The sequence below is a fragment of the Planctomycetota bacterium genome, assembly GCA_038746835.1.
Taxonomy (GTDB): Bacteria; Planctomycetota; Phycisphaerae; order Tepidisphaerales; family Tepidisphaeraceae; genus JBCDKH01.
Map to the genome: position 1 here is coordinate 1 of JBCDKH010000056.1, position 19,093 is coordinate 19,093.

Here is a 19,093-nt window from a genome sequence, read left to right on the forward strand (position 1 = left end):
GAGTCGCCCGAAGTCGGCCAGGTTGACGGTGCCGTCGAGGTTGGCATCGCCGTTGACGGTGTAGCGAACGACGACGCTCGTCGAATCGACACTCGTGCCGAAGAGCGAGGTGGTTCCGGTGACGGCCGACTCGCCGTAGCCAACCGCGAAGTCGCCGCCGGCGTTGCTGGAGCGAATGCCGTCGCCGTTGAACGCGCCGCCGTTGAAGCCGGACTGGACCAGCGACCGGACACTCGAGAGCGGTGAGGCACCGGCATAGTCGACGACAATCGCATTGTCGCGAATGTTCAGGAAGCCGTCCGCGACACCGGCGGTGTTGATGTCGAGACTGGCGACCGTCAGCACCTTGTCCCCGCCGCCTTCGATGTCGACCTCTCCGCCGTCGCCAATGGCGAGTTCGTCGAGTCGGTCAGTCGCTGTGAAAGTGACTCGCGCGAGGCTGGAGTCGTCCGTGTTGATGAAGACGTCGTCGCTGCCGGCCTCGGTGTCAAGGTCAATGCCGAAGCCGAGAGCGTTGTTGACGTTGACGATGTCGTTGCCGCCACCTGCGAAGACGTTGTAGTCAACGAAGGTGCTGACGTTGATGTTGAAAGTGTTCGTAGCGGTCCCGCCAAAGACGTTGACGGTGTTGGCATTGCTGTCCCAGGTCACGGTCCCGCTAGCGCTGCGGCTGATGTTGAAGCCGTCGAGCAGGTAGGTGTCGACGAAGCTGTTGGCGGCGTCGTTGTAGTTCAGCGTGTCGTTTCCGCCGAACAGGTTGACGTCGAGCGTGCCGTCGACGGTCTCGACCGTGCCGCCGGGTGCACCGACGTCTACGACGTCATCGCCGTTGCCGGTATCGACGAAGGCAGCCACGCTGGTGCTCAGCGAAAGGACAGCGACGTTGTCGCCGCCCGTTCCGGTGCGAAGTTCGATGTTCTCCGTGGTGAAGTAGGTAACCTCGTTGGTCAGGAACTCGTTGTCGATCGTCGTGCTCGTGACGGTGTAGTCCGAACCGACCAATCCCTGGCCCAGAACGACGACGGTGTCGGTCCCGGCATCGCCGTTGAAGATCATGTCGGCGTCATAGAAGGCGATGCCGACCGTGCCGTCGCCGAGCGTGAAGACGTCATCGCCCTCGCCGCCGGAGATGTTCAGGTCGAGGGTCAGGGGTAATCCGCCACCGCCGAGGAGGCTGAAGGTGTTGTTGCCCGCGTTGCCATCGATGTCGAAGAGCTCGATGTCGTTGAAGAAGCGGAACGTGCCGCCGATCTCCTTGGTGAAGTCGTGTTGCGACGCCGGGGTAAAAGTGTTGGGCGAAATGCTGGTGATGTCGTACGGATCCGCGCCACCGTCACCGGTGTCGTTGAGAAGCGCGCGGTCGAAGCCGCCGTTTCCTGCGAACGTGAGCAGGCCGTTGATGTTGGTATCGAAGTCGTCGCTCGCAGCAGCGATGTTGACGGTGTCGTCGCCGGGGTTGCCGACGATCGCCAGCTCGAGGCCGGAGCGAAGCGAGTTGACGTCGATGACATCGTTTCCGTTGCCGACGACCAGGTTGAAGACCTCGGTGCCGACTGAAGCTGTGAACACGCCGCCCGTGCCGCCGGTGAGCGTCGAGTTGTTGAAGACGCGAGTGGCGATGGCGCCGACGTTCTGGGCGAGATAGTCGAAGGTGTCGATGCCGCCCTCGCCATCAAAGGTCACGTTGGCGTCCATGTTGGCGATTCCGTTGGAACCGCTGCCGATCTTCAGGATGTCGTTGCCGTCGCCGCCGAAGATGTCGAAGTCCTGGGTGGCCAGGAACGCAGTCGGCGCACCGAACTCGATTTCGTTGCTGCCGGTGTTGGCCAAGAGATCCACCTGATTGACCTCCGCGGTCCAGGAAATCAAGCCCAGCGGTTCGCTGCTCTTGGTGAATCGGTACGGATCGTTCCCGCCAACGTTTTCGAAGAAGTAATCGTCGTCGACCGTGTCGACCGAGTCATCGATCGTCAGGTTGTTTGTCCCCGTGAAGTCGTTGATGTTGACGACGGCTCCGATGTTGTTGTCGAAGTCACCACCGCCGACGTTGAACGTGTCGATCGCGGTGCCGCTGTTGATGTCGAGGCGGGCGTTGGTGAAGTTGACGTTGTAGGTCGTGGCAACGTCGGCCCCGTCGATCCGGAGATTCTCGATGCCGGTGAAGTTGATGTTGCGGGTGCTCTTGCTGACGACGCCATTGCCGACCGTCCACGTGTCGCCGCCTACTCCGTCGTTCTCGTCTTCGAAGAGGATGTCGTCGCTCGTGCCACCACCGCCGTTGACGGTGATGTCGGAGAGCACGAAGGTGTCGATGTCGCCATCATCGGGGGCTACGTCGACGCGGTCGTTGCCCTCGCCGAGGTTGATGGTGACGGTCTTGCCAGCGACGAGTCGGTCGACGTCGACGTCGTCCGTGCCATCGCCCGTGTTGACGACGATGCTGGTGAACTCGGCTTCGGGAATCAGCTCGCGTGCACCGGTCGTTCCGCCGTTCTGATACTCGATCTGCGCGTTGGTCCCCGAGCGTTCGAGGTCGACGTTGTCGCTGAGAACGCCCTGGATATCGCCGTTGACGGTCAGGACATTGGTCGACCGGTTCAGGTTGGCGTGGAAGGTGTTGATCTGGCTCGGCAGGATGATGTCGTACCCGTAGACGTCGCGCAGCAGAAGGGCGTTGTCGTCCGAGATGAGCGAGCGCTCGCCGAAGCCACTGGTCCGGCCGGGATTCATGAGGTCGAACGGGTGCGTCGGGCCCGTGTATCCGCCACCGCCTTCAAAGAGGTGTCCGCCGCCGTTCTCGGTCATGGTGTACCGCGCGACGCCGCCAATACGGACTTCGAGCAGGTCGGAGCCGCTGCTGAAGGGGTCGTTGAAGCCCGAGTCGACCAGGTTGTCTGCGATCTTAAAGAAGCCCGAACTGTTGTTGAAGATCCCCATGGCATGACCGATCTCGTGGACGATCGTGCGGTAGAAGTCGTTGCCGGTGTCAGCCGTCCCGCCGACAGCTTCGGCGTTGAAGAGGCTGTTCACCTGGGTGAACTCGCCGTCGTCCGGGATGCCGTCGACGCCGATGAAGTTGTCGAAGTACCAGGTGGTGCCGTTGTTATCCATGCGGACCGTGGCCGCGTCGGGCTTGCGGTCGGTTCCGTCGTCTCGACTGGTCACCTGGGCCGAACCGCGGCCGCCGATGTCTTCGGCCTGGACGGTCAGGTTGTACGTGTTGCTCTGGTTGGAGCCGGTGTCGTCGTAGTTGAAGTCGACGATGACGGCCTCCCAGTCGGCGATCGCTCGACGCACGATGTTGCGGGCTTGGGCCTCGTTCGTGCCGTAGCTGTCGAAGTTGTCGCTGAACTCGTTGACCCAGTTGATGGTCGCGAGCAGGCGACGGCTTTCGAGCCGTTCGACCACGTCGGACGTGCGTTCCGACGGGCACGGATGAGCGGGAACGAGACGACGGGCAACGGCCGCAATGGCCGACGTGAGATGGGCGCGGGACATGGCTTCGATCCTCCGGAAACTGAACGAACCGCCGACCGAACAGACGGCGGTTGCTGCAGCTTCCCTCAAAGACCGATAAATTTCAACCGAAGCGGCCGATTCTGGCCACTCAAGCAGGAAAACGCACTCACCAGAGTGAATGCGTTCGTCACATCGGCTCGTGCTCGATCGTGCGGTCGTAGACCTCGAGCAGCTTGCTCTTGTCGAAAATCATCTCCTGCCGCGTCAGGCCCACGAGGTCGTAGACACTGGTCAACTCGATCGCGTCGACGGGGCATGCTTCCTCGCACATGCCGCAGTAGATGCAGCGGAGTTCGTCGATGTCGAACTTGATCGGGTACTTCTCCCGATCTTCCCACGGGCTTTCGCCTGCCTCGATGTGGATGCAGTTGGCCGGGCAGGCAGTGGAGCACATGAAGCAGGCGACGCACTTGACGCGGCCTTCCTCGTCCTTGTTGAGCCGGTGCACGCCGCGATAGGTGCTGCGGAAGATGCCGCCTTCCTCGACGCTTTTGTCCTCGCGACGCTCCTCAGGGTACTGGATGACGCGGTGCTCGTCCTTGACGACGACGTTGAACAGGTGCCGCATCGTCGTGCCAAGGCCCTTGAAGACCTGCGGCAGGTAGAACTGATCGCTGACCGTCATCTTCGGCTCAGTGATCGTGAAGTACGTCCCATCATCGTCGGCGGTCTTGCCGATGGGGCGCTTCATGATCTCGGGAGCCGTCTCGGTGACTGGGCCCTCCGAAAGGTTGGCACGGGGCTTGTCGGGCGTGACCATCTCGACCATGCGACACAGTAGAACCGGTTCCGTCGGGAGGCGGAGCAGGACGGATGAAATCGACCGAGCGGACACCTACCTCATCAGCGTGGTCCGAGGCTTCTGATCCATGAGCATCCAGCGGATCGTCTGCGCCAGCTGGGCGTAGCCGTCGTCGTTGTACTGCCACTTGCTGCCCGAGTACTCGGTCGTCCGGGTGTAGATCGTGGCGAACTTGTGGTCCAACACCCGCCCTGACTCGACCTCTGTTCCGGCCTCAAGCCAGAAACAGGTCACGTAGTCCGGGTACCCAGGCAGAGTCGAGACCACTGTCGCGTCGTCGAGATACTTGCGATGGGTCCAGCCGTAGTAGGCCTTCGCGTTTGACGTCGTGAAGTTCTTGACCTCGCCGTTCTCGTCGACTTGGTTGTCACCGTCGTCATCGACGTTGTTCTTGAACAGGCCATAGCCCCGGCCAACGGCGTCGACGCCCTCATCATCCCACCAGTCGATCCAATTCGTCTTCCAATCGTCTTCGTTGTCGATGTCGTAGAGGTTGACCTCGACATCCAGATCGTTGGCGTAGACGGTCCCATGGGTCTCCCATGACTGAATGTCAGCTGGGGAGTTGCGATAGGCGTCGCCGGGAGTCTTGGGAACGATCCCGAACAGATCGACAAGGTTTGTCTCGCCCAACACGATCGGCCCATTGGCGTCGACCGTGGACGCGGCGACCGCCCCAGAGCTGACGCTGCTGCTGAGGAACAGAATCTCACCGCTCTGCAAGACACTCGCGTTGAGCTGACCTTGGCTGACAACACGGACCGGGACGCCGAACTGCGTGAGGAACTCCCGCATATAGACGTCGTTGACTCGGAACGTGTCCGCGTTCTTGACCGCGAGGACGATGCCGGGTTGCGTTGCGATCGCCTCGACCTGATGAGCCGTCGACTCAATCCCGAAGAAGCTTGCGACGGTCGTCTCGGCTTGGACTTCGGCGACGATCCGAACGGCGTTCGCGGGCTGAGTCAGCTCTTCGCCCGTCTGCACCAACTCAAAGTCGTTGGAATCGTGGTTCCAGCGGCCAAGCTCGACACTCAGCGAGTTGAGCACGTCGGACGTGACACCGTTGCTCGCGAGCACCTCGTCAATGATCGATTCAACCTTCGACTCGCTCAGAGAGATGTTCCGAGCAGCCGCTTTCACCGCCGCGTCGACTGCGGTTCGAGACTGGGACCTCTGGTAGCTCAGGTTCCCGAACTCAATCGCGATCGCCATCAGCAGCATGAAGGCGGGGAACAGCATGACCACCATCAGCAGAACCGATCCACGACGGCAAGGGCGCCCCGGGCGGGCGGACGTGTTCCAGCTGGCAGTCACACAGCAATTATCAGATTCGTCGCGGGCCGACTGAAGAAGCTGACGAGGCTGATGCTGCTTATCGGTCGCAAGGGCTCGCTCAGACCTTCGGCTCGTCGGGGCTGTAACTCACCAGCCCGCCGTGACCCGCGGCGAGGCCCGTGTTGCTGACCGTACCGACGCCAGACAAGCCGTTGCCGTCTTGCTCGTTCCGCATGGGGCGACGCGACACGCCCAGAGGCAACGGCGTCCGGCGGAATCGGCTGCCAGGGACGGCGACGCGGGCGTTCTGGTTCGCGCCAGCGGGAATGACAAAGCTGCCGATGACGATGATCGCCGTCACGACCACATTGAGCCCCAGGAACGCCACTGCATGCACACCGTCCAGCCCGTCGACGGTCGGCCGACCCGTGACGCCGAAGTAGTAGACCAGCAGCGTCGTCGAGACGATCAGCACCAACATGATCGGGATGAGGCCCTTCCACGCGATCTGCATCAGCTGGTCGAACCGGAAGCGCGGCAGGCTCCAGCGGACCCACATGAAGATGAACAGCACCAGGACGGCCTTACCGAAGATGACGCCGCTGCGGAAGATGCACTCGATCAGGCTCGTCGTCACACTCGCCGGCGCACCCTCAGGCCTCGTCTGGAAAATGCCCTGGATAACCCAGTCGAGGTAGGGCACATGCCATCCGCCCCAGAACAGCGCCGCGAGCACCAGGGCCGTAGTGACCATGCCCGCGTACTCGGCGAGGAAGAAGAGCGCGAATCGCATCGAGCTGTACTCGGTGTGGTAGCCACCCACCAGCTCCTGCTCCGCCTCGGCCATGTCGAACGGTGCCCGGTTCGCCTCGGCGTGGATGCAGACCAGGAACAGCAGGAACGCCAGCGGCTGGGCGAACATGTTCCACGCCGGGATCACGCCGAACCAGTAGTCGGCTTGCCGATCGACTAGGAGCGCGAGGTCGAGCGTGCCGAACATGATGACGACGATGAGCGCGCTCATGCCGAGCGGGATCTCGTAGCTGATCATGTTCGCCGTCGCCCGCAGCCCGCCGAGGAAGCTGTACTTGTTGTCCGACGCCCACCCGCCAATCACCACGCCGTAGACCGCGAGACTCAGCACCGCCAGGACGAACAGGATGCCGATGTTCAGGTTGGCGATCTGGAAGTGGTACCGGTAGTGGACTGGAACGCGGTAGCCGTTGACGTTGCCGTTGTTGTCGAACGTCGCCTGCGACTGGGCAGCAGCGAGATCGATGGGCGTGACGAACTCGGCGTCGTAGGGCAGGTAGTGGCGAATCGCCCGCTCCGCCTGCTCGCCCAGTCGGCCGTCCAGGGCTGCCGTCTCCGCGAACGCTGCGGCGTCGAGCCGGCTGCTGTCGACGGTGATCGTCTTGGTCACCTCCCGCACGCCGCCCCACGGGATCACGGCAATCGAGATGATGACCACGATGATCATCACGATCGGCGCGAGGCTGAAGAGAATGCGGTCGACACCCTTGCGCCCGTAGTCCTCTTTCACCAGGAACTTCAGCCCGTCCGCCAGCGGCTGCCCGAGGCCCCAGAAGTGGAACTTCGGCATGAACGGCAGGCCGAAGTTGAAGCCCACGCGGTTCGGGCCGATGCGGTCCTGGACCCAGCTGGCGGTCTTGCGCTCGAGCAGGATCAGATAGGCCACTGCACCAAGCACGGTGAGGTGGAAGACGAACGCGAGGATCACCCAGTGGTAGGCCGCGACATACGTGCCGATCGTGTCGATCAAATCGGCCGGCGGGAGCAGGAGCGGGGTGGACATCGTGGTCGTCTGCGTTGCCGCATCACAGGCGGCGTCGGGGAACTGGGGTCGGGGTGGGCAGAAGCATAAACAGCCCACCCGCTGCGTCCAAGCCGCCGTCACAACCGCACGCGCGGGCGACGGCCACCTCCGTCATCCCGAGCGCAGCCGAGGGACCTCGTCGGGGTCTGGACGGTTCTCCAAGCGAGGTCCTTCGACTCGCTCCGCTCGCTCAGGATGACGGTGGCGTCGCATCAGGTACGCTCGATTTCCCCTTGTAAATCGACACAATCGTCTCCACATGACGGTCGAATGAGAGCACGTCGCGAAGCTCCGGAAGGGCGGAACGCCAGCGGCGGTTGGTCTCGTCGTCGGTCGCCTCTCGAAGCGCCGACGCAATGTCCGCCGCCTCGACAATCCGGCCGTGGCGGCCGTCGGTCATCGTCTCCATCGCCCCGGCCTGCGGCGTGCCGACGACTGGCGTTCCGGTGGCGAGTGCTTCGAGCGTGACCAGCGACGACGGATCTCGCCGGGACGCGTGCACGAACACGCTGGACGCTCGGTACAAGGCCGGCAGGTCCGATCGTTTGCCGAGCCACGCCACGCGATCGGACACACCCAGCGATGACGCTCGCTTGTGCATCGCCTCTTCGACGCTCGGACGATCGAACCCGACGACGGCGAGCAGGAGCCCCGGCACCTTGGGCATCGCATCGAGGACGACGTCCAGACCCTTGCGGTGCCAGTCGTTGCCAACGAACAGGGCGACCGGCGCGTCGCCAGTGAACACAGAATCGTCAGCACTTTCGCCTTCAGTACAGAATCGGCCGACATCCACGCCGTTGGGCACCGTTTTGATGCGATTTTCAGGGAGATTCGGATGGTGACGGAGGATCGCGTCGCGGATGAGGCCGCTGAGTGCGACGAACGTCGTCCGCTCGTCAGCCGCATGCTGACGCTCCGCGGCGGCAAAGGCGCGACGGCGTGGGTTGGTCAGCCACGACACCAGCCGACCACGCTCGCACGCCACGCCGGCGTGCGGGTGGTAGAGGTCGGCCGACACGCTGGCGACCGGGAGCATCAGGTGAACCGCGTCAGCCGACACACGTTCGAGTTGATCCGCGACGCCTCGGCAGAAGCGGCGATACCGGCTCGTTCGCGAGCCACGGCCGACGTCGACGAGCGCGTCTGCCGGGGCGGACGATGCGACGACGATCGGCTCGACCCCGTGGGCGGGAAGGGCGTCCGCGAGGTCGCGCGTGTACCGCTCGGCCCCGCCGCGGGTCGGATCGCCGTGGTAGATGACGAGGGCGACCCGCATCAGATGGGTCCGAAATGACCGATTTTCAGGGGAGAGCTGACGACTCGGTCGCCGCGACGGCCGTGCCGTCGGCGAGTTCCACCGCACGCGTCGAGACATCCAACGCGGCCAGACGCGCGGCGTCGGACAGGTAGTCGATTACCGGCGGCACAAAGCCGAGGAGCAGTGCACCGCCAGCAGACAACGCCACCGCGGCAATCAACGGCCACGGCTGTCGCGGCGCGCCCGGAATCGCCGTTGCCTCCGAACCCGCGGCAATCTCGGCCTCGTCGGGGGCGGGCTTGAGGATCATCTCGCTCAGGATCTTCAGGTAGTACCCTGCTGCGATCGCTGCGTTGATCGCGGTCGCACCGACGAGGATCCACAGTGCCCTGGCGAACTCGCCCGACGCGTCGCCGGCGAGCTCGAGCACGGGGCGGAAAACGTAAAACTTCCCGAGGAAACCGACGGTCAGCGGGATGCCGATGAGGCTGATGCAGCAGATCGCCATCGCGGCCGTTAGGATCGGGTGACGCCGGCCGACGCCGCGAATCTCGTCGTAGGTCTCGGCACTGGTCGCCGGCGGCCGGTAGACGTTGCCGTCGGAGTCGGTGACACGCTCGCGCGTCGGGAGCATCATCAGCACGCCGAAGACGCCCGCGTTCATCACGCCGTACGCGACCAGGTAGAACAGCACGCCCGCGGCAGCCGACTGGACGACGTCCATCCCGCCGCCCAGGCTCGCCGCGGCCATGGCGGTCAAGGCGACGAGCATGTAGCCGCTGTGTGCGATCGAGCTGTAAGCCATGACCCGCTTGAGGTTGCGCGTCATGAGGGCCATCGTGTTGCCGACCGTCATGGTCAGGATCGCCACGACGAGCAGCGTCTGCCACACCGCCGCCGGCAGCGGCCCGTTGGCGACGCCGTCGACGCCCGCACCGGCCGTCACGAGGACCTTCACCAGGGCCACCACGCCGACTGCCTTTGGCACGAAGCTCAACAGCGCCGTCACCGGCGTCGCGGCACCGGCGTAGACGTCGCCGGCGTAGAAATGTAAGGGAAACGCTGCCAATTTGAAGCAGAGCCCGAGCAGCACGAGGATCAACGCCAGCGTCAGCCACACGCCCGTCGAGCCCTGAATCGCCGTCGCCGTCTCGGCAAGGTTCGTGGTGCCCGTCACGCCGTACAGGTAGGCGAAGCCCATCAGCAGGACCGCCGCGGACATCGCCCCAAGGTAGAAGTACTTGACGCCCGCCTCCTGAGCACTCGGCAAAGGCCGGCCCATGGCGACAAGGACGTACGTCGGAATGCTCGCCAGCTCGATCCCCATGAAGAGGAGCATCGTGTCGTTCGACGCAGAAACGAGCATAATCCCCGATAAACTGAGCAAAAGCAGCCCGAAGTACTCGGCACTGTCGAGCCCGAAGTGGACGGCCGAGTTGCCGGTCCTGGCGTCGTTGGTGGGCCAGCTCAGAAGGACCAACGGGATGCCGACGATGACCGTGAGGACGCGGACGAAAGCCGTCAGCTGATCGCTGGTGACCGCGCCGGTGAAGTCGAGCGTGTCGACCGGCACCCGCACGACCGAGATCACGCCTGCTGCGAGCAAGCCGCCCAAGGCGATCCACGGGACGAGCATCCGCACGCCGCCACCGCCCACGCCGAAGAGGAACAGGACGAGCGCGGTCGCCACGACCACGATCTCGGGGAGCAATAACGAGAAAAGTTCCATCGGCAAAAGGCGAACAGTCGTTTGCGGCAGTGCGGTCGTTCAGGGGTTCGGGAGCGTACCCGGCGGTGTCTCTGCGGCAGCCAAGTTTAACGGTGCCAGTGCCTCGTTTTGCTCAACGGTGACCGGAGTCTCGACGACCATCGTGGCGGCCTGTGGCGAACGCGCCGCCTGGACGTCGGGCGTCACACTTTGAAGCAGCGGCGACGGGAAGACGCCCAGCACGATCACCAGCACCGCCAGCGGCGTCAGGATCGCCACCTCGCGCGGGTTCAGGTCCAGCGACTTGCCCGGCGTCTCCTCGGCCGAATGACCCGTCGTCGGCAGCTTGAGTGGCCCGAAGACCAGCTTGGCGACCATGTGCAGCATGTAGATCGCACCGAGCACCACACCGAGCGCGGCAGCCGCACCGTAGATCGGGCCCAGATACGGACTGGTGAACGCTCCGAGAATCGTCAGAAATTCACTGACAAACCCATTGGTGCCCGGCAACCCGATGCTGCTCATCGTGAACAGCACCAGAAAGAAACTAAAGACCGGCATCACTTTGCCGAGACCCGAATAATCATCGAACATTCGGGTGTGATATCGATCGTAGATCATTCCGATCAGCAGGAACAAAGCCCCCGTGCTGATGCCATGATTGATCATGTAGAAGACGCTCCCCTGCATGCCGTGATCGTTCAGGGCGACCAGGCCAAGCACGCAGAAGCCGAGGTGGCTGACGGAGCTGTAGGCGACGAGCTTCTTGACGTCCTTCTGCACCCAGGCGATGAGCGCGCCGTAGATGACGCCGATGATCGAGAGGATCGCGACGACCGGGATGACGCTGTTGCCGATGACCGGCATGATGCCGTCGGGTGAGACCTCGACGGAGCTGATGAGGCCGAGCGGGATGGCGACGGCGAGCAGGCCGTAGGTGCCGAGCTTGAGCAGCACGCCCGCCAGGATCACCGAGCCGGCCGTCGGGGCGACGGTGTGGGCCAGCGGCAGCCACGTGTGCACCGGGAAGAGCGGCACCTTCACCGCGAAGCCGGCGAACAGCGCGACGAACAGCAGCACCTTGGCCGTCGGGTTGGTCACGTTGCCCTGGGCCCAGCGGGCCATCTCGGCCAGGTCGAAGGTGCCGGCGTTAATGCCGATGAAGAGCAGGCCCGCCAGCGTGAAGACGCCGCCGACGAAGGTGTAGAGGAAGAACTTCTTGGCCGCGTACTCCCGGTCGAGCCCGCCCCAGATGCCGATGAGAAAGAACATCGGCACGAGCGTCAGCTCGAAAAAGACGTAGAAGAGGATCGCGTCCCGCGCCAGGAACGTGCCGACCATCGGCGTGACCAGCAGCGTCAGCCAAAAGTAGTACCCCTTCTCCGCCTTCTGCTCGGCCCCGAAGCTCGACAGAAAGACCAGCGGCATCAGCGCGGCGGTCAGCAGGACGAGCCAGTAGCTGACGGGGCCGATGCCGAGGTTGACGCCGAGGTTGAGCGACTCGATCTGGAGCCAGGCCGGGGCGAACGCGTCGGTCGTCCCGCCGAGGCCCGAGCCGAGCAGCAGGAGCGCGAGCGCTAGCTCGAGGAAGCTCGCGCCCAGCGCGACGGTCTTGGCCATCGCCTTGGGCAGGGCGAGGATCGCCAGGGCCGCCAGCGTCGGCAGGAGGATGAGCGTGGCGAGCAGCATCGGTCGGGGAAAGCCTTTGAAAGTCCGTGAAAGTCGTCGAGTCTCAGAAGATCGCGATCGCCGCGACGATGACGGCCACGCCCAGCAGCATGCCGACGGCGTAGCCCTGGAGCGCGCCGCGTTGCGTCGCGACGCGGGTGAGCGCCCCGCCGTGGGCGGCGACGTGGCCGAAGCCGTTGACGGTCATGTCCAGCAGCGTGTCGATGCCCCAGAGAATCTTGCCGGTCGCGCGGAGGGTGCCGACGACGGCGGCGTTGTAGATCTCGTCGACGAAGTACTTGCCGTCGAAGAGCCGGACGAATGGCCGGAACGTGTGAGCGAGCCCGACAGCCTTGTCGCGGTCTTTGAGGTGAAGGAGGTAAGCCAGTCCAATACCCGACACGGCGATGACCGAGCCGATCAGCAGGCCGGGCGCTACCGAGGCGATGTAGGCCCAGAAGCTCTTGGTCTCGTACCCGAAGGCACCGGCGACCGGGTAGCTCTCGTTCGGGCCGAACTTCTGGACGGCCATGTCCCAGGCGTAGAAGAAGCTCGCCGAGTCGCCCAAGAAGCTGCCGAGCCAGTGCAGCGGGAACTGCAGCCAGCCGGCAAGGATCGCACCGACCGCGAGGAGGATCAGCGGCACCATCATCACCGGCGGCTCGTGATCGTGGTGATGGTCGTCATGACCGTGATCGGCCGCGTGGGCGTCAGGCGTCGCGCCGTGGGCGGCGTCGGCGTGGTTGGTGCCGTGATCGTCGTGATGGTGACCGGGCGCGGGCTCGGTCGGGACGACCGTCGGCCCCTCGAAGACGCGGAAGTACAGGCGGAACGTGTAGAAGGCCGTGAGGAACGCCGTCAGCAGGAGCAGTGCGTAGAGCAGCCAGCCCACCCAATCGCCCGTCGCGTGGTACTTGGCGAAGTGGATGATCTCGTCCTTCGAAAAGAAGCCAGCAGTCGCTGGGAAGCCGGCCAACGCTGCACATCCGATGAGGCACAGGATCCGCGTCTTGGGCAGAACGGTCTTCAGGCCCGACATCTTCCGCATGTCGAGGTGGCCCAGCATCGCGTGCATGACGACACCGCTCGACAGGAAGAGCAGGGCCTTGAAGAAGGCGTGGGTGACGAGGTGGAAGACGCCCGCCATCGGGGCCAGCACGCCGACGGCGACGAACATGTAGCCCAGCTGGCTGACCGTCGAGTAGGCGAAGACCTTCTTCAGATCGAACTGCCGCAGGGCGATGGTCGCGGCGAAGAGGGCGGTGAAGGTGCCGACGACGGTGATGGTGACGAGCGCTGCCGGGCTACCAGCGAAGACCGGGCCGAGGCGGGCGATCATGTAGACGCCGGCCGTGACCATCGTGGCCGCGTGGATAAGGGCCGACACGGGCGTCGGGCCCTCCATTGCGTCGGGCAGCCAGACGTAGAGCGGGAACTGAGCACTCTTGCCGAAGGCGCCGAGCATCAGAGCGAACGGAATCCAGTCGAGTGCCCACTGGCGTTCGACGGGAACGAACGCGTGCGGGTTGGTGGCCATCTCGACGAAGCCGTCACCGAAGACGCCGCCGTCGCCGAAGTAGCTGACGGTGCCAAAGCACCACCAGACGAGCATGATGCCGATGGCAAAGCCGAAGTCGCCAACGCGGTTGACGAGGAAGGCCTTCTTGGCCGCCTCGCGTGCGGCGGGCTTGTCGAAGTAGTAGCCGATCAGCAGGTAGCTGCAGAGGCCCACGCCCTCCCAGCCGAGGTAGAGCATGATGAGGTTCTCGCCCATGACGAGACACGTCATCGAGAAGAGGAACAGGCCCAGGTAGGCGAAGAATCGCCAGTAGCCCGTCTCGCCCTTCATGTACCCGGCGGCGAAGATCGTGATCAGAAAGCCGATGCCGCAGACGACGCTGAGCATGACGACGCTCAGCGGGTCGAGCAGGGCACCAGCCACAACCTCGAAGTAACCCGACGTCCGGCCGTCGGAGCCAACCTGCGTGACGTCGGGCAGCTGATCCGGCAGCACGCCAGCCTCGCCGCGTGACAGGGCGAGCTCGACGACCTGAGCCTCGGTCAGAGACGGCGGGACGTTCTTCGAGGTGTCATCGCCTGCCGCGATCCAGGTGAACCAGTGGCTGCGGAGGAGCTTGACGTCGCCGTCCGGGCCGTGGTGCGCGTGATCGTCGTGCGCGTGGGCTTTGTCACCCGCGTGATCTTCGTCGTCCGAGTTGGCTTCGTCGCTGTGGGCCTCGTCGGCCTTGTCCTTTTTCCCGATGATCTCGGGCTTGTTGGCGACGACGGTCTCGTAGTCGTCGGTGAACGCCAGCGACTGGTTCGGGCTGGCGGCCAGCATCGTGAAGAGCAGCGCCAGCGACAGCACGGCCGAGCCACCCACGCCGATCCAGATCGGCCAGTGGCTTCGTCCGCCCAGGATGCGCTTCCCCGCAAAGCCCGCCACGGCCGCCGCGACGAGGGGCAGCAGGGGGATGAGCCAGGAGATGGAGGCGAGGGTCTGCATGAAGGCCAGAAAGCTTGAAGGAGGAAGCTTGAAGCTTGAAGGTCAGAGTTCGTGGCAATGAGGAAGGCGTCGATCCGGCTCGGGCTTCAAGCTTCAAGCTTCAAGCTTCAAGCTTTCTGCCGTCACTCCCTCAGCTCCTTCCAGGCCTCGGAGTCGACGGTGCCCTTTTGCCGGAAGAGCAGCACCACGATGCCCAATGCCAGCGTGGCTTCGGCAGCGGCGATGACGAGGAGGAAGATGACGAACGCCTGCCCCGCGACGTTGTTGTGGTAGGCCGCGAAGGCGACCAGACTGATGGCCACGCCCTGGAACATCAGCTCCGTGCACAGGAACATGACGATCAGGTTCCTGCGCGTCATGAACCCGATCATGCCCAGCGCGAACATGATCCCGCCGACTGCGAGGAAATGTTGGAGGGCGAGGAGGTCCATGGTGAGGAGGCACGGAGGGACGAAGGCACGGAGGCACGAAGGGGCTGACGATCTTAATCTGGAAGCCCTTCGTGCCTCCGTGCCTGTGTGCCTTCGTGCCTCTCCTTTCTGATCAGTTCTGCGGATACGCCTTCTGTCGCGGCGTGGCGGTGCCGTGGACGGGGAGGCTCTTGGGGTTGTCGTTCACGGGCGTGAACGGCATGGTCAGCGTGTCGTCGCCCGTCGCCTGGTCGTCGGCGCTGCCGGGCAGGATGCGGCGGCGGGCGATGACGATCGCGCCGATCATCGCCACCGTCAGGATCAGACCCGCCACCTGCAGGGCGACGGCCTGACGGGTGAACAGGTAGACGCCAAGCACCTGGATGCCGCCGCGATTGGCCTCCTGGGCGTAGGCGAGGCGATTGTCGTAGGTGTACAGGTCGCCTCGACGCTCGGTGTCGGCCTCGGCGGCGATGGGCGACTGGTCTGGCGTCGTCTCGGCCGACTCCTCGGTCTCAGCGAGCTCGGCGTCGCTGACGACCATGTAGCTCGGGTCGATGACGCTCAGCCGCTTGTCGAGCTGGCGCGGGGCACGCTCGAAGACGACGAACAGCAGCATGCCGGCCGTCACGAAGCCGATGATGCTGGCGGCGACGGGGCTCCGGGCGTTGGCATCGTGGGCGGCGAGGAAGTCCTTGGCCGCGACCTCCCGGCCCGCAACGCCCGTCTCCTCGGGAGCAGCGTCGGCGGCGAGCATGATGACGAACGTGTACGTCACCAGGATCGCCCCGGCGTAGATCGTGATCAGCGCAACGGCGATGAACTCCGCATATGCCAACACGAACAGCCCGGCCGAGGCGAAGACGGTCAGGACGAAGTAGAGGGCCGAGTAAACCGGCTGCGGGTGCGTGATGACGCGGACGCTGCCGCCGATGGCGATGGCGGCAAAGGCCCAGAAGTAGACGTCGTACCACCCGGCCGCGAGCAGGGCGATGATGCCAAACGAGACGAGCGCCATCGCCAGCATCGAACCGCCGAGTCGACGCCAGGCGACCGAGAGCTTGCCCGGCAGCAGCAGAATCGTCGCCACGGCCGCGATGGCCGAGAGCGACATGACGATGATCGGCGTCATCACTCCGGCCTGGGTCGCAAAAGCCTCGTCGGGGAGCGGCGCGGTCAGCGTGGCCAGGTGTGGGTTGACGAGGTCGAAAGGCATCGAAAGCGTCGCGTCGGAACGGCTTGCCACAGCAGGATTTGCCGCGGGGCGGCGAGCATATGGCCGTTGCCACAGGCCCGCAACATCCTGGTTCGATCACAGACCGACGTACGGCGCAAGGTCACCCAGCACGATGCCGAGCCCCAAAAGCCCGGGAAAAAGCCAGTCTGCCAGCGGATTCCAGAAGACGAGGAGTAACAGAGACCCGGTCGCAAGCGACGGCCCGAACGGCATCTCTCGCCCGCCGCCCCGGATCAAGCGAATCAGCGCGAACACCAAACCGACCATCGCGGCAGGAAAGACCGCGATCGACGCCGGTCCGGCACCGATACAGCAACCAACGCCGAACATCAGGTCGACATCGCCCAGACCCATCGCCTCCCGGCCGAATCCGATCGAGCCTGCGACGCGGACGATCCAAATGACGCCGGCGCCGATCAGGCCGCCGAGAATCGCTCCGCCAGCCGACGCGACCGGGCGGATCTCGGCCAGTCGAGAGAAGACGTCGCCGTCGATGTTGATCGTGTACCAAGCGGCGGCGAGACCCAGGCCGATCGGCAGGGCGAGGAACGCGACTTCCCAGAGAATTTCGCGTCGAATCAGACCGGGCGGCCACGCCTCGCCGCCGTCTTTTTCGAGGTCGGGCATGCCGGCGGAGAAGCTTTGTCGCAGCACGCCGAAGCGCAGCAGACCCAGCGCCAGCAGCCAGCCGACCAGTCCGCCCGTTGCCCACGCGAGACCGGTTGGCCCGACCGACACGTCCAACGGCCCGCCGACGTTGCCGAAGGCCGTGTGGAGCACAACGCCGATCACCGCCGGGAGATAGCTGAGCGATCTCGGGATGATGTAGTGCTCTGCGTCGATCATCGACGCCGCCAGCAGGCAAAACAGCAGCGACAACACGATCGCCAGCATCGGCCAGTCATGCAGAAGCCGCGTGTTGAGGCGAACCCGCGTGCTGGCGAACGGCACACCGGCCGCACGGGCTTCCTCCGGGTCATCGACGGCCTCGAAGCCGCGCAGCTCAGTGAAGCTTCCGTAGAACGCCGGATTGCTCCGCTCGATCGCCGGCGTCGGTGGGCCGAAGGTCGGGCCGAGGAAGAAGAAGGCCGAGAAAACCCCGGCGAACAGCAGCGCGGTGAATGCCTCGACGATCGGGTAGCGGACGCTGATCGGCAGGCGGCAGTTGCGACACTTCCCGCGGAGCCAGAGCCAGCCGAGGATCGGCACGTTGTCGTAGATCTTCAATCGCGATTCGCACCGCGGGCACCGGCTCGGCGGGTAGGCCAGCGACCGCATCTGTCGCCTGCCGAACTGCCAGACCGACTCGCCCTCGTGCGGCTCGACGCCCGGGAGCCGGAGCACGATGACGTTCAGGAACGACCCGCAGCACGCACCCAGGGCGAAGACGAAAATGACGGCGATGGCGTCGAGCGGGTCGATCCAGGTCCACATGCGGCCGTGGCATCGTCGGATGTCATGCCTCCACCGGCAAGCTTGGCGGGCGTTACATTGTCATCGTGAGCAAGAAAGCCGACAAGGCCGCCCGCGATCATCGCGGTGAGAAGGACCGCCGACTCGCCCTGCGCATCATGACGATGCCCAAGGACACCAACCCCTACGGCACGGTTTTCGGCGGCGTGATCCTGAGCCACGTCGACCAGGCGGGCTTCGTCGAGGCCCGAGCCCTCGGCTGCCACCGCTGGGTGACGGCCGCGATGACGCAGGTCAGCTTCGACTCGCCCGTCCGCCTGGGCGATGTCGCAACGTTCTGGACGCGGACCATCCGAAAGGGCACCAGCAGCATCGATGTCCGAGTCGATGTCGAGGCCGAGCGGTTCGACTCGGGCGACATCGTCCCCGTCACGACGGCCACGCTGACGATGGTCGCCGTTGATCCCGCGGGCAAGCCAATCCCGTTCGAAAACCCACCGACCGCGGCCTACGAGGTCGCGCGATAGCAACACGCCGTCATCCCGAGCGCAGCCGAGGGACCTCGCCGTGTCTCTGGTGGTCGACCGGGCGAGGTCCTTCGGCTCGCTGCGCTCGCTCAGGATGACGGAGTTGGCTTCGTGAGGGTCAGCGTGAAGCGGTGGCCGAAGTGTTCGCGATAAGTAGCACCGACGGCCTCGCCGAGCGATCGGGCCTCGGCAGGTGACCAGGCCTGGCGGACGCTGAGGCGGGCGTCGTGACGCACCATCGGGCCGGCAAAGAGCGTGAAGAGCCGAATCCACACTGCCGCGCGTCGTCGTCGCAAGAGGTCGGCCGCGACCCAGCCGCGGCGGGAGACACGGGTCATTTCCTCCAGAATCTGCCGGGCCTCGTCGTCCTCGAAGTGATGGAGCGCCATCTGACAGACGGCCACGTCGAACGCGTCGTCCGCGAACGGCAGCCGAAGCGCGTCGCCGCGGACGAGTCGGCCCGTTGCGACCTTCAGCGTTCCGCCGTGAAAATCGAGCCCCACCGTCGGCCAGCCGGTCTGCTCGGCAAGGTCATTCGACCCGCAGCAGACATCCAACACCGACGACGGCTCGTCGAAGGTGTCGCGGACGACGTGCGCGGTGGCGGCGTTGTAGCGGAGCAGCGTGTTGATCCGCCGGATGAACCCGAGCGAGCGTGTCAGCTCCTGCTCGTCGACGCCCGGCGCGTCCATCCACTCGGGCTCAAGATCGACACGTCGCGGCACGCGAAACGATAACCGCATCGATGACGATTCCGCGACCTGCTCCCGAGGGAACTCCGTGCCACTGCAATATTGCACAGTCGCATTCAGAGCACTGCAGAGATGCGTTGGCACTGGAGCGTAGGACGACTTCTGATCCGAAAACGCGCTCTCGGAGACGAGCCCCGAGCGTGAGCGAGCGGGTCCGGCGCGCGTCGAGACCCGC

At 64.7% G+C, this 19,093-nt stretch carries 12 protein-coding genes and 1 pseudogene; 1 reads left to right on the forward strand and 12 read right to left on the reverse strand.

Annotated elements, in window-relative coordinates; all coding sequences use genetic code 11:
- From AAGI46_07640 to AAGI46_07690, 11 genes and pseudogenes are all read right to left on the reverse strand, one after another.
- The coding region (locus AAGI46_07640; GenBank protein ID MEM1012077.1) for a hypothetical protein at window positions 1-3,498 on the reverse strand (3,498 nt) is incomplete at its 3' end.
- A gap of 148 nt (window positions 3,499-3,646) precedes the next feature.
- Entirely contained in the window at window positions 3,647-4,288 is a 642-nt protein-coding gene (locus AAGI46_07645) for an NADH-quinone oxidoreductase subunit I (GenBank protein MEM1012078.1), read from the reverse strand.
- A gap of 66 nt (window positions 4,289-4,354) precedes the next feature.
- Entirely contained in the window at window positions 4,355-5,638 is a 1,284-nt protein-coding gene (locus AAGI46_07650; protein ID MEM1012079.1) for a TadG family pilus assembly protein, read from the reverse strand.
- A gap of 79 nt (window positions 5,639-5,717) precedes the next feature.
- On the reverse strand, window positions 5,718-7,415 hold the full coding sequence (locus AAGI46_07655; protein MEM1012080.1) for a complex I subunit 1 family protein: 1,698 nt from the start codon (window positions 7,413-7,415) through the stop codon (window positions 5,718-5,720).
- A gap of 211 nt (window positions 7,416-7,626) precedes the next feature.
- Window positions 7,627-8,715, reverse strand: coding sequence for a glycosyltransferase family 4 protein (locus AAGI46_07660; protein MEM1012081.1), 1,089 nt, complete (start codon window positions 8,713-8,715; stop codon window positions 7,627-7,629).
- A 25-nt stretch (window positions 8,716-8,740) separates the two neighbouring features.
- Window positions 8,741-10,426 carry an NADH-quinone oxidoreductase subunit N gene (locus AAGI46_07665; protein MEM1012082.1) on the reverse strand — a complete coding sequence of 562 codons (1,686 nt, stop codon included), beginning with the start codon at window positions 10,424-10,426 and terminating at the stop codon, window positions 8,741-8,743.
- A gap of 39 nt (window positions 10,427-10,465) precedes the next feature.
- A complete protein-coding gene (locus AAGI46_07670; protein ID MEM1012083.1) occupies window positions 10,466-12,094 on the reverse strand; it encodes an NADH-quinone oxidoreductase subunit M in 1,629 nt (542 codons plus the stop codon).
- A 43-nt stretch (window positions 12,095-12,137) separates the two neighbouring features.
- Window positions 12,138-14,579: an NADH-quinone oxidoreductase subunit L gene (nuoL, locus tag AAGI46_07675; GenBank protein ID MEM1012084.1), complete on the reverse strand. Its 2,442-nt coding sequence runs from the start codon at window positions 14,577-14,579 to the stop codon at window positions 12,138-12,140.
- A gap of 122 nt (window positions 14,580-14,701) precedes the next feature.
- Entirely contained in the window at window positions 14,702-15,010 is a 309-nt protein-coding gene (nuoK, locus tag AAGI46_07680) for an NADH-quinone oxidoreductase subunit NuoK (protein ID MEM1012085.1), read from the reverse strand.
- A gap of 112 nt (window positions 15,011-15,122) precedes the next feature.
- Window positions 15,123-16,205, reverse strand: a complete 1,083-nt coding sequence (locus tag AAGI46_07685) for an NADH-quinone oxidoreductase subunit J (GenBank protein MEM1012086.1) — start codon at window positions 16,203-16,205, stop codon at window positions 15,123-15,125.
- Between the two features lie 1,113 nt (window positions 16,206-17,318).
- Window positions 17,319-17,648, reverse strand: a pseudogene (locus AAGI46_07690) (prepilin peptidase).
- A 77-nt stretch (window positions 17,649-17,725) separates the two neighbouring features.
- Between AAGI46_07690 and AAGI46_07695 the strand changes: the two are divergent.
- Window positions 17,726-18,166, forward strand: coding sequence for a hotdog domain-containing protein (locus tag AAGI46_07695; protein MEM1012087.1), 441 nt, complete (start codon window positions 17,726-17,728; stop codon window positions 18,164-18,166).
- Between the two features lie 89 nt (window positions 18,167-18,255).
- On the opposite strand, the gene AAGI46_07700 is transcribed toward AAGI46_07695, so the two are convergent.
- Window positions 18,256-18,891, reverse strand: a complete 636-nt coding sequence (locus AAGI46_07700; GenBank protein MEM1012088.1) for a methyltransferase domain-containing protein — start codon at window positions 18,889-18,891, stop codon at window positions 18,256-18,258.
- Between the last annotated feature and the right edge of the window lie 202 nt (window positions 18,892-19,093).

Excerpts from the sequence above, each read along its gene's own strand:
- AAGI46_07670 (MEM1012083.1), bottom strand. The coding sequence starts at position 12,094 with ATGCTGCTCGCCACGCTCATCCTCCTGCCGACGCTGGCGGCCCTGGCG.
- nuoK (MEM1012085.1), bottom strand. The coding sequence starts at position 15,010 with ATGGACCTCCTCGCCCTCCAACATTTCCTCGCAGTCGGCGGGATCATG.
- AAGI46_07645 (MEM1012078.1), bottom strand. The coding sequence starts at position 4,288 with ATGGTCGAGATGGTCACGCCCGACAAGCCCCGTGCCAACCTTTCGGAG.
- AAGI46_07655 (MEM1012080.1), bottom strand. The coding sequence starts at position 7,415 with ATGTCCACCCCGCTCCTGCTCCCGCCGGCCGATTTGATCGACACGATC.
- nuoL (MEM1012084.1), bottom strand. The coding sequence starts at position 14,579 with ATGCAGACCCTCGCCTCCATCTCCTGGCTCATCCCCCTGCTGCCCCTC.
- AAGI46_07665 (MEM1012082.1), bottom strand. The coding sequence starts at position 10,426 with ATGGAACTTTTCTCGTTATTGCTCCCCGAGATCGTGGTCGTGGCGACC.
- AAGI46_07685 (MEM1012086.1), bottom strand. The coding sequence starts at position 16,205 with ATGCCTTTCGACCTCGTCAACCCACACCTGGCCACGCTGACCGCGCCG.
- AAGI46_07660 (MEM1012081.1), bottom strand. The coding sequence starts at position 8,715 with ATGCGGGTCGCCCTCGTCATCTACCACGGCGATCCGACCCGCGGCGGG.